This window comes from Pseudomonas sp. NPDC089408 (genome assembly GCF_044749445.1).
In the GTDB taxonomy this organism is placed as follows: domain Bacteria; phylum Pseudomonadota; class Gammaproteobacteria; order Pseudomonadales; family Pseudomonadaceae; genus Aquipseudomonas.
Map to the genome: position 1 here is coordinate 42,632 of NZ_JBIVHY010000021.1, position 10,831 is coordinate 53,462.

Below are 10,831 nucleotides of genomic sequence, written 5' to 3' on the forward strand. Positions count from 1 at the left end.
TTTGGCCCCACCCCCCGGGGCGGGCGCGCGGGCTGGGCCGCACCTACAGGAGAGCGCGTTCCCTGTGTAGGAGCGGCCTTGCCGGAGCGCCGGACCGGTCGGATGGGCTGCGCAGCAGCCCCAATGGCCCCACGCCGTCCACAAGGATTACCCCATGCCCCACCACACCCCCTTGTCCAGCGCCATCGCCCTGGCCATCGCCGGCCTCGCCGTGCCCACTTTTGCCGCCGAAAGCAACGACCGCCTAGACACCGTGGTCGTGGTCGGCACCCACCGCAGCGACGTCACCGCCCTGCAAAGTGCCGCCCCGGTTGATGTGCTGAGCGGCGAAAAACTCCAGGAAACCGGCGCCAGCGACCTGTCCGCCGCGCTCACTGCGCTGTCACCTTCGTTCAGCTTCCCGCAATCGCCACAAGGCGCCTTCGCCGGCTCCATCGCCCAGGGCGCCTCACTGCGCGGCCTGGCCTCCGACCAGGTGCTGGTGCTGGTCAACGGCAAGCGCCGCCATACCAGCGCCAACGTTACCCGCCAGGGCCTGGTCAATGCCCGTGGTGCGGCGGCAGTGGACCTCAGCCTGATCCCGTTATCAGCCATCGAACGGGTGGAAATCCTGCGCGACGGAGCCGCCGCCCAGTACGGTTCGGATGCCATCGCCGGGGTGATCAACATTGTGCTCAAGGAGCGCGACGAAGGCGGCAATGCCGGCTACCGCTTCGGCGGCTACAAGAAAGGCGACGGTCTGCAACGCAAGCTCAGCGGCTGGAAGGGCCTTGCCCTGCCCAACGACGGCTTCCTGACCCTGGCCTTCGACGCCGGCAGCCAGGACCCGGCCAGCGATACCCGCGACGACAACCGCCTGTTCTACCCAGGCTCTACCAGCATCGACACCCCGCGCGAGCAGAACAACCGCTACCGCAACTGGCGCTGGGGCTCGGGTAATGTCTCGGACCAGTACAACTTCACCGCCAACGCCGAAATGGGCGTGGGTGAGGGCCTGAGCGCCTACGGCTTTGCCACCTACGCGCACAAGAACACCGACGCCGAGAACTTCTTCGACCCGCCCACCACCCTGCGCAGCAACTACGGCAGCGTGGCCCTGGCGCGCTACCCGGACGGCCGCCTGCCGGTCACCCGCTACGGCCTGGAAGACTTTGCCGTCACCGGTGGACTGCGCTTCGAGGACCAGACGCTGGGCAAGTTCGACCTGGCGCTGAACTACGGCAACAACCGCGTCGACTCCACCGACCGCGATGCTATCAACCCCAGCTGGGGCACGGCCAGCCCGTCGACCATCTACACCGGCCGCCGCGAAGCCGACCAGACCAACCTGACCCTGGACTGGACCCGCGATTTCGCCAACGACTGGCTGTTCAAGCCGTTGACCGTGTCTGCCGGGCTGGCCTGGCGCCAGGAGAACTACGACCTCAGCGAGGGCGACGCTGCCGGCTGGTCCAACGGGCCGTTGTTCAACACCCTCGACCCGGTCACTGGCCGGCGCATTCCGGGTTACTACTCGGGCATCACCCAGGTCGATGCCGTGTCGCTGGACCGCCGGGTGATCGGCGCCTACTTCGACGTCGAAGCCCAGCTCACCGAGAAATTCCAGGCGGGCGTGGCGGTCCGCAGCGAGCATTACTCAGACTTTGGCGACACCACCAACGGCAAGCTGTCGCTGCGCTACGACTTCACCCCCGAGATTGCCGCCCGGGCTAGTGCCAGCACCGGCTACCGAGCACCGTCGCTGGTGCAGAGCGGGTTGTCGTCGTTCAGCGTGCAAGTGGTGGAGCAGCCACCGGGCAGCGGCAACTGGGTCGAGGTGCAGCAGCGCACGCTGCGCGCCGACAGCCCGGAGGCCGCGTTGCTGGGTGGCAAGGCGCTGAAGCCTGAAGAGTCGACCAACTTCTCCGTGGGCCTGGTGTGGCGGCCACTGCCCAATGCCTCGGTCACCCTCGACGCCTACCGCATCGACATCGACAACCGCATCACCCTGTCCGACCAGCTGCCGGCTGCGGTGGTGGGCCCGATCTTCGCCGGCACGCCCTACGCCAACATCCAGAGCGCGGCGTTTTACACCAACATCGCCGACACCCGCACCGACGGTTTCGAACTGGCCGGCCACTACCAGTTGGACTTGGCCGGCTGGGGGCGGCTGGACTTCAACGGCGGTTACGCGCGCAACAACACCCGCATCACCGGGCTGGACGACGTGGGCAGCATCCCCGGCAACCAGATCATCGGCCGCAACACCCAGGGCCTGATCGAGGACGGCACACCCAAGGACAAGCTGACCCTCAGCGCCAACTGGTTGTATGACGGCTGGAGCGTCACCGTGGCCCAGCGCCGCTATGGCGAGTGGCAGAGCCGCAATGCTGCCAACCCGGCACTGGACCAGACCTTCAGCCCGCAGTGGGTGACCGACCTGGACGTGTCGTACCGCTTCGATCTGGGCCTGACCTTGTCGGCGGGCGCGATCAACCTGTTCGACAGCCACCCGGACAAGCTGGAGGGCGCGCAGTTGTATGGGGTGCCGAAGTACTCCATTACCAGCCCGGAGGGGGCGCAGGGGGCGTTTTACTACACCAGCGTGAGTTACGATTTCTGATCCAGGGCCGGCTTGCACGGCTCATGTAGGAGCGGCCTTGTGTCGCGATGGGCCGCAGAGCGGCCCCAAAATTTCAGCTTTTCCGCATAAATTGCAGGGGCCGCTCTGCGGCCCATCGCGACACAAGGCCGCTCCTACAAAGACCGCGACAGCCTTTGAGCGACACTGCTGACTGACTGTTGCCATGGCAGCACCCCGCTGCTGCTGCAGCACCACCCTCTCCCTCCAACCCTGTAAATCAGGCCATGCTCAGGCTGGCACAGCTCTTGCGATACCCCCTCTACCCTCTGCTCCCTCAAGGCCAGCCATGCGCGTGCTCTTCCCCCTTTCCTGGTTCATCTCCCCGCTGGCCCTGCTCACCCTCTGGGCAGTGATCGCCAACGCCGGGCTGTTCCCGGCCAACCTGCTGGTCCCGCCGCAGGAGGTGTGGCTCAGCCTCACTGAGCTGCTGGCCAGCGGCGAATTGCAGGAGCACCTGGCCGGCAGCTTGTCGCGATTGGCCTTGGGCTTTACCGGCGGCGCGCTGGCCGGCCTTGGTTTTGGCGCAGCGCTGGCCTTGTCGAACACCGTGGAGGCCTACTGCGCCCCGCTGTTCCACACCCTGCGCCAGGTGCCGAGCATCGCCCTGATCCCGATGTTCGTGCTGCTGTTTGGCGTTGACGAAACCTTCAAGGTGGTGATCGTTGCCAAGACCGCGTTCTTTCCGGTGGCGCTGGCCACCTGTGAAGGCATCCGCGCCATCCCGCGCAGCCATTTCGAAGTAGCGGCGGTATACCGCCTGCGCTGGCCGACGCTGGTGGGCCGGATCGCCCTGCCCGCTGCAGTACCGGCGATTGTCACCGGCATACGCGTGGCGCTGACCCGTGCCTGGGTGGTGCTGGTCGCCTGCGAGCTACTGGCGGCCGACAGTGGCCTGGGGCAGATGATCGAGATGGGGCGGCAGATGCTGCGTATCGATGTGGTGATGGTCGGCGTGGTGCTGACCGGGCTGATCGGCTTCACCCTGGACTTCACCCTGCGCCGCGCGGAGCGGCGCCTGTCGGCCTGGCAAAGCCGCTAAGGAGGCTGTGATGAAACTGCACGATTTACGTGGGCTGGTGTTGCCGCTACTGCTGCTCGGCGCCTGGGAATATGCCTCTCGCCAGAGCGCGGCTGGCGCCTATGCCTTTGTGCCGCTGGCGCAGGTGGGCACGGCACTGGCCGAACTGCTGGCCAGCGGTGAACTGCTGGTCAACCTGTGGGCGAGCCTGTTGCGCACCTGCAGCGGCCTGGCCATCGGCATAGGCGGCGGCATTGGCCTGGGGGCGCTGATGGCCCTGTGCGCACCGGCCAACCGCTTGATTGCGCCGCTGTTCCACGCCCTGCGCCAGGTACCGATGCTGGGCTGGATCCCGCTGATTGCCTTGTGGCTGGGTAACGGCGAAGGCGCCAAATTGCTGATCGTCAGCCTGGCGGCGTTGTACCCGATGGTGCTGAATACCTTCGAAAGCCTGCGCCAGGTGGCTGGCCAGCACCGTGAAGCCGCACAGGTGCTGATGCTCAGCCGCTGGCAGCAACTGTGGCTGATCCTGCTGCCCGCCGCCCTGCCAGGTATTGCCGCCGGGGTATTGCAAGCCCTGGCCTTCGCCTGGGTGACGTCGGTGGGCAGTGAGCTGTTCCTGTCCGCCGGGGCCGGCCTTGGCAGCCTGATGATGAATGCCGAAGCGGCCGCACGCATGGAAATCATCGTCGTCTGCGTGCTGTGCATCGGCCTGTGTGGCTACCTGATGTCCTGGCTGTGCTCCCTGCTTACCCGCCGCCTGCTGCGCTGGCGCCCTACCCGTTGAAAGGCCCGACCATGAACGCCATCGCCCACGCTCTACCCACCAGCGCCAGCACCGGCGCCCTGACCATTCGCGGCCTGAGCAAGGCCTACCCGCTCAAGGGCAAACCGGTGCCGGTGCTCGAAGGCATCGACCTGGACATCCGCCCCGGCGAGTTCGTCAGCATTCTCGGCGCCAGCGGCTGCGGCAAGTCGACCCTGCTGCGGCTGATCGTCGGCCTCGACCAGGACTACCAGGGGCAGATCCTGCTGGACCAGCACCCCGTGTGCGGGCCGGGCCTGGAGCGCGGCATCGTGTTCCAGGACCACCGCCTGTTCCCGTGGATGACCTTGCAGCAGAACATTGCCCTGGCCTTGAAGAACCATGCGCTGCCGGCCGCCGAAAAAAACCGGCTGGTGGCAGAACATATCGCGCTGGTGGGCCTGAGCGGCTACGAGCAGGCCTACCCGCACCAGCTTTCCGGCGGCATGGCCCAGCGCGCGGCAATTGCCCGGGCGTTGGTGAACAAGCCCAAGGTGCTATTGCTGGACGAACCACTGGGCGCGCTGGATGCCCTGACCCGGGTGCGCCTGCAGCAGGAGTTGCAGCGCATCTGGGTGCAGGAGCGCTGCACGGTGATCATGGTGACCCATGACATCGAAGAAGCGCTGTACCTGGGTGACCGGGTGATCGTGATGGACGCGCACCCGGGGCGGATTCGCGAAGACCTGCGCATTGACCTGCCGCATCCGCGTCAGCGCGATAGCCAGGTGTTGCAGGGGTATAAGCAGCGATTGCTGGGGGAATTGGTGGGGCACTGAGCGGCGCTGCCCTGAGCGAATGCCAGGGGTACTTGGGGCAGCGGGTGTCTGTCTTGGGTTTTGAGGTGGTGCGCAAATCGAGCGCCGCCCGCGCGGCGCTTCGCGGCACGAGGCCGCTCCCACATTTGTTTCGGGCCAATTATTCCTGTGGCGGAGGCGCGCGCACCCTTGGAGCATGACTGGAGATTGAAGAAGAGCAGTTGTGCAACCTTCGATATTGAAGGGAACAAACAAGGCGGACAAAGGTAAATCCACAGAAGAGACTGGCCCGAAACAGATGTGGGAGCGGCCTTGCGCCGCGAAGCGCCGCGCGGGCGGCGCTCAATCTCACAGGCACCAAACCTCTCAAGACGAACACCCCTAAAAACCCTTGCATACCCCTTGTCTCGCTCCCGCGACCAGCACCATAATGATAAATATTCCTATTTAAGTACCGCTGCGGACCGAATGAAAAAGCCCTGCATGGATGCACACGCCCAGGTCGATGGCCTTTACCGTGACCACCACCGCTGGCTGCGCAACTGGCTGCAACCGCGGCTCAGCTGCCAGCACCTGGCCACCGACATGGTTCAGGATGTATTCGTGCGTATCCTCACGGCAGACAATGCTGCCGAACGCCTGCAAGCCGTTCGTGAACCCAAGGGCTACCTGGCCACCATCGCTCGTCGGCTGATGATCGACCACTTCCGCCGCGCGCGCCTGGAGCGGGCCTGGCTGCAGACCCTGGCCGAACAGCCCGAGGCGCTGGTTATCTCTGAAGAGGACCGCGCCGTACTGCTGGAAACCCTGTGCGAACTGGACACCATGCTGGCCGGGCTGGGGCCGGAAGTGCGCCGGGCGTTCTTGCTGTCGCAACTGGAGGGCATGCCGTACAAGGCCATCGCCGAGCAACTGGGCATCTCGCTGTCCACGGTCAACCGGCACATGGCCAAGGCGCTGCACCATTGCCTGCTGTTCAGCTTCGAAGCAGGCCTGCAATGAGCCTGACCGACCCGGCGCAGCGCGCAGCACTGGAGCAGGCGGTGCAGTGGTACACCCTGCTGCAGAGCGGCTCGGCCGGGCCGCAAGACCACCTCGGCTGGCAACAGTGGCTGCAACAGGCCACAGCCAACCAGTGGGCCTGGGCGCAGATCGAGCGCCTGCAGCAACGCCTGCAAGGCGTGCCCGCTGCAGTGGCCGGGCGCACCCTGGACCTGGCCGGCCAGGCCCAACAGAACAGCCGGCGCAGCGTGCTAAAGGGCGTGGCATTGATGCTCGGTGGCAGCAGCCTGGGCTGGCTGGGTGTCGAGCAGTTCGAAAACGGCGCCTGGCTTGCTGACTACCACACCCAGGTGGGCCTGCGCCTGCCCGTTGCCCTGGCCGATGGCGGCCAACTGATGCTCAACACCGACAGCGCTGCGGATGTGCGCTATGACGCGCAACAGCGGCTGATCCAGTTGCGTCGCGGTGAGGTGATGGTCACGACTGCAGGCGATGCGGCGGGCCGGCCGTTCTTCGTGCAGACCGCGCATGGTCGGGTGCAGGCCCTGGGCACGCGCTTTTCGGTGCGCCTGCTGGGTGGGCAGACGCAGGTGGCGGTGTTCGAGCATCAGGTGCGTATCGCCCCTCTGCACGGCGCTCCGCTGCTGCTGCAACCCGGGCAGTACAGCCACTTCTCTGCGGCCGGTGCAGCACCGGTACGGCAACTGGCTGACGAACAGGATGCCTGGACCCAGGGCCTGCTGGTGGCCAATGAGCAGCGGCTGGACACGCTGCTCGCCGAACTGGGCCGTTACCGCAGCGGCTGGTTACGCTGCGACCCGGCGGTAGCCGGGTTGCGGGTAAGCGGCACCTTCCCGGTAGACGACAGCGACAAGGCCCTGCGCGCGATCACCAGCGTTTTGCCGGTAAGCATCGTACGGCGCACCCGCTACTGGGTGACGGTCAGCGCGTTGCCCGGCGCGTGAAATTTTTTTGCGCAGCGATGAGATTTCTTCTCTTTCTCATCCGACTCAGGGGTAACGGGTGCATGACCCGCTTGCCAACATAAGAGAAGCCCTCCATGAAAACGCATCATCCGCTCCGCCCGCTGGCGGCCGGTATCCGCAATGCCCTGCTGGTGTCGGCGCTGCTCGCTGCCACCCCTGCCTTGGCTGAATCCACACCCCGTGAGTACCACATCGGCCAGGGCGACCTGGGCCAGGCGCTGACCCGCTTCGCCACCCAGGCCGGCATTGTGCTGTCGTTCGACCCGGCCGCCACCCAAGGCCGCAAGTCGCCGGGCCTGGAGGGCGTGTACGGGGTGGACGAAGGGTTGCGGGCGCTGTTGTCGGGCAGTGGCCTGCGGGTGATGCGCGAAAGCGACGAGCGCTGGTTCATCCTTCCGCCAAGTGAAGAAAGCGGCGCCATGGAGCTGTCGGCGACGCATGTGAACAGTGTCGGGCTGGGCGCTACCACCGAAGGCACCGGGTCGTACACCACCGGAGTGACCAGTACGGCGACCAAGATGAACCTGTCGATCCGGGAGACGCCGCAGAGCATCAGTGTGGTCACCCGCCAGCAGATGGACGACCAGCATCTGGCCAGTATCACCGATGTGCTCAAACAGAACCCGGGCATCACCATGTCCCAGGACGGCGGCGAGCGCTTTCACATCTATTCGCGTGGTTCCGAAATCAGCACCTACCAGCTCGACGGGGTCAATACCGTCCAGGAATACCTGACCCGCAACATGCCCAGCACGCTGATGGACATGGCCATCTTCGACCGTGTGGAGATCGTGCGCGGGGCTACGGGCCTGATGACCGGTGCGGGAGAACCGAATGGCGTGGTGAACATGGTACGCAAGCGCCCCACACACGAGTTCCAGTCCTACATACAGGCTGGCGTCGGTTCCTGGGACTACTACCGCACCGAGGCTGACGTTTCCGGCCCGCTGGTCGAAGGTGGCAAACTGCGCGGTCGGCTGGTGGCCGCCAAGCAGAACAATCACAGCTTCATGGACTGGTACAGCCAGGACCGTGACCTGTTGTACGGCGTGCTTGAAGCGGACCTTACCGACACCACCACCGCGCGCCTGGGGGTGGACTACCAGACCTACAACGCCAACGGTGCCCCCGGTGTACCATTGTTCTACAGCAACGGCCAGCCGACTGACTTCTCCCGCTCGACCAGCAGTGGCCCGCGCTGGATGTATGAGGACTACACGACCAAGAACTACTCTTTTGGCCTGGACCAGGAGCTTGCCAACGGCTGGCAACTGAAACTGGCGGCCAACTACATGGACGTTGATCGCGACTCGCTTTCTGCGTTCTATCGCACCGGTGCCGGCGTGGCTACCCTCGACCAGGCTACGGGCCAAGCCACCCTCGACCTGCTGGAAGTCGAGGCGCATCAGGTGCAGCGCGGCATGAACGTTACCTTGCAGGGCCCGTTCGAGCTGCTTGGGCAATCCCATGACCTGATCGTAGGCTTCGATTACCTGGATTACCGCAACAACCACCTGACCGGGTCGGCGGGTTCGCCAACGTTCAACTTCTTCACCTGGGGCAACCGCATACCGCAGCCAGGCAGCTACACCCCTGTGCTGGATTACGACGTCAATATCCGTCAAACCGGCTACTTTGCTGCCACCCGGCTCAACTTTACCGATGACCTGCACCTGATTCTGGGCGCGCGGACCACCGACTACCGCTACGACGCCCACCAGGTTTCGCTGCCCAGCGGTTTCGACAGGCCGTCCAACCTGCAGGAGACGGGTGAAGTCGTACCCTACATGGGGCTGATCTATGACCTGACTGCCGATCAATCGCTGTACGCCAGTTACACCGACATCTTCAAGCCGCAGACCGCCCGGGACCGGACCGGCAAGGTGCTGGACCCCGTCACTGGCAACAACTACGAAATGGGTTGGAAAGGTGAATTTTACGAAGGCCGGCTCAACGCCAGCGCGGCGATCTACCTGATCAAACGGGACAACTTTGCCGAAGACGACACTGGCTTTGCCATTCCTGGTGAACCGAACTCAACGGCATCACGCGCAGTAAGCGGCGCCCAGACCAAGGGTATTGATCTGGAGCTTTCCGGAGAGGTGGCCAACGGCTGGAACGTGCATACCGGGTATAGCCATTCACGCACGGAGAACGCCCAAGGCGACCGCCTGACACCGCAACTGCCGCTGGATACATTTCGGCTGTGGTCAACCTACCGCTTGCCGGGTGAATGGCAGCGCCTGACCGTTGGCGGTGGTGTGAACTGGAACTCCAAACAGTCACTGGTCACCACACGCAGCACCCGTATCACCCAGGAAGACTATGCCGTGGCATGCTTGATGGCGCGTTACAAGCTCAGCGAAAACCTGGCCGCTACTGTCAATGTCGAAAACCTCTTCGACAAGAAATACTACGCCGGCCTGGCGGGCAACTATGGCCACTACGGGGCGCCGAGGAACGCCACGTTGAACCTGCGTTATGACTTCTGAGCCAACTGATGTGCTGTGCTACTGTCCTGCACCACCCTCAAGGAGTTGCACACATGGACGTACGTTGCACATCGATTGAAGAAGTTCGCTCGCGCATCGATCACATCGACCGCGACCTGGTCACCCTGCTCGCCCGGCGCGGTCAGTGGGTGGCCCAGGCAGCGGCCTTCAAGAAAACCACCGATGACGTGCGCGCACCGGCGCGGGTCGAGCAGGTAATTGCCAAGGTGCGCGGGATTGCCGAGGAAACCGGGGCTTCGCCGGAGGTGGTGGAGCGGGTGTACCGGGCGATGATCGCGGCGTTTATCGATGAAGAGCTGCAGGTGCATGCAGGGTTGACTGGCAAGTAAGCCGGGGGCCGCTTTGCGGCCCATCGCGACACAAGACCGCGCTCATACAACTGCATATAACTCATTGAGTTAACAGGGTATGCGGACCGCTTGCGAACTCAGCTCTCTGCGCGATGGGCTGCGCAGCAGCCCCAATGTCACTTTTGCCCAAGCGCCGCAATCGACACACCCGACGCCACAAACGTGGCCCCTGCCCCAAGGTTCAGGCCATTCACCAGCCTGGGCCGGGCGCGCAGGAAGCCGGTCAGCACCGTGGCAAACACGCCCATCAGGGCAAAGCCGACGGCCGTGAGCAAGGCAAACCACACCCCATACACCAGCATCTGCACGGTCACCGAGCCGCGCTGCGGGTCGACGAACTGCGGGATGAAGGCCAGCACGAACAACCCCGGCTTGGGGTTGAGCGCCGCCGACAGGAAGCCGGTAAGGAAGATGGTCGACAATGGCTGCCGCGCCGCGGGCTGGAAGCTGAACAGGTTACGGCTGCGCAGCACCTTGATGCCCAGCCAGATCAGGTAGCCCGCCCCCACCAGCTTGACAGCCAGGAATGCCAATGCGGACGTCTGCATCAACAGCGTGAGGCCCAGGGCGGCGGCGGCGACGTGGAACAGGATGCCGGCACCGGAGGAGAACCCCGAGGCAATCGCGGCAGCCCTGCCCTGGGTCAGGCCTCGACCGATGGCCAGCAGGTTATCGGGGCCGGGGGCAAGGACCAGCAGGACGCAGGCCAGGGTGTACATCAGCCAGGTATCGAGGGGAAACATGCGGCGACTCCTTTCGCGAGTGAACGGGGCCGC

At 64.8% G+C, this 10,831-nt stretch carries 9 protein-coding genes; 8 read left to right on the plus strand and 1 reads right to left on the minus strand.

Translation table 11 applies throughout. The features are described from left to right. Positions 1–154: 154 nt before the first annotated feature. The 8 genes from ACIP02_RS24035 to ACIP02_RS24070 all read left to right on the plus strand — a co-directional run bounded on the left by ACIP02_RS24035 (position 155) and on the right by ACIP02_RS24070 (position 10,034). Positions 155–2,602: a TonB-dependent receptor plug domain-containing protein gene (locus tag ACIP02_RS24035; RefSeq protein WP_400621576.1), complete on the plus strand. Its 2,448-nt coding sequence runs from the start codon at positions 155–157 to the stop codon at positions 2,600–2,602. Between the two features lie 307 nt (positions 2,603–2,909). Then, on the plus strand, positions 2,910–3,662 hold the full coding sequence (locus tag ACIP02_RS24040; RefSeq protein WP_400621579.1) for an ABC transporter permease: 753 nt from the start codon (positions 2,910–2,912) through the stop codon (positions 3,660–3,662). Between the two features lie 10 nt (positions 3,663–3,672). Further along, on the plus strand, positions 3,673–4,428 hold the full coding sequence (locus tag ACIP02_RS24045) for an ABC transporter permease (protein WP_400621582.1): 756 nt from the start codon (positions 3,673–3,675) through the stop codon (positions 4,426–4,428). Between the two features lie 11 nt (positions 4,429–4,439). After that, positions 4,440–5,225, plus strand: a complete 786-nt coding sequence (locus ACIP02_RS24050; RefSeq protein WP_400621585.1) for an ABC transporter ATP-binding protein — start codon at positions 4,440–4,442, stop codon at positions 5,223–5,225. A 462-nt stretch (positions 5,226–5,687) separates the two neighbouring features. Next, positions 5,688–6,206, plus strand: a complete 519-nt coding sequence (locus ACIP02_RS24055; RefSeq protein ID WP_400621588.1) for a sigma-70 family RNA polymerase sigma factor — start codon at positions 5,688–5,690, stop codon at positions 6,204–6,206. Beyond that, positions 6,203–7,171, plus strand: coding sequence for a FecR domain-containing protein (locus tag ACIP02_RS24060; protein WP_400621590.1), 969 nt, complete (start codon positions 6,203–6,205; stop codon positions 7,169–7,171). Before ACIP02_RS24055 ends, ACIP02_RS24060 begins: the two co-directional genes overlap by 4 nt. Before the next feature lie 95 nt (positions 7,172–7,266). Continuing rightward, positions 7,267–9,684: a TonB-dependent siderophore receptor gene (locus ACIP02_RS24065; protein WP_400621593.1), complete on the plus strand. Its 2,418-nt coding sequence runs from the start codon at positions 7,267–7,269 to the stop codon at positions 9,682–9,684. 53 nt (positions 9,685–9,737) lie between these two features. Beyond that, positions 9,738–10,034, plus strand: a complete 297-nt coding sequence (locus ACIP02_RS24070; protein ID WP_400621596.1) for a chorismate mutase — start codon at positions 9,738–9,740, stop codon at positions 10,032–10,034. Between the two features lie 137 nt (positions 10,035–10,171). On the opposite strand, the gene ACIP02_RS24075 is transcribed toward ACIP02_RS24070, so the two are convergent. After that, positions 10,172–10,798: a LysE family translocator gene (locus ACIP02_RS24075; protein WP_400621599.1), complete on the minus strand. Its 627-nt coding sequence runs from the start codon at positions 10,796–10,798 to the stop codon at positions 10,172–10,174. Positions 10,799–10,831: the final 33 nt, after the last annotated feature.

What these genes read in the sequence shown, in the direction of transcription:
- ACIP02_RS24075 (WP_400621599.1), bottom strand. Translation starts at nt 10,798, where the DNA reads ATGTTTCCCCTCGATACCTGGCTGATGTACACCCTGGCCTGCGTCCTG.
- ACIP02_RS24050 (WP_400621585.1), top strand. Translation starts at nt 4,440, where the DNA reads ATGAACGCCATCGCCCACGCTCTACCCACCAGCGCCAGCACCGGCGCC.
- ACIP02_RS24045 (WP_400621582.1), top strand. Translation starts at nt 3,673, where the DNA reads ATGAAACTGCACGATTTACGTGGGCTGGTGTTGCCGCTACTGCTGCTC.
- ACIP02_RS24070 (WP_400621596.1), top strand. Translation starts at nt 9,738, where the DNA reads ATGGACGTACGTTGCACATCGATTGAAGAAGTTCGCTCGCGCATCGAT.
- ACIP02_RS24060 (WP_400621590.1), top strand. Translation starts at nt 6,203, where the DNA reads ATGAGCCTGACCGACCCGGCGCAGCGCGCAGCACTGGAGCAGGCGGTG.
- ACIP02_RS24040 (WP_400621579.1), top strand. Translation starts at nt 2,910, where the DNA reads ATGCGCGTGCTCTTCCCCCTTTCCTGGTTCATCTCCCCGCTGGCCCTG.
- ACIP02_RS24035 (WP_400621576.1), top strand. Translation starts at nt 155, where the DNA reads ATGCCCCACCACACCCCCTTGTCCAGCGCCATCGCCCTGGCCATCGCC.
- ACIP02_RS24055 (WP_400621588.1), top strand. Translation starts at nt 5,688, where the DNA reads ATGGATGCACACGCCCAGGTCGATGGCCTTTACCGTGACCACCACCGC.
- ACIP02_RS24065 (WP_400621593.1), top strand. Translation starts at nt 7,267, where the DNA reads ATGAAAACGCATCATCCGCTCCGCCCGCTGGCGGCCGGTATCCGCAAT.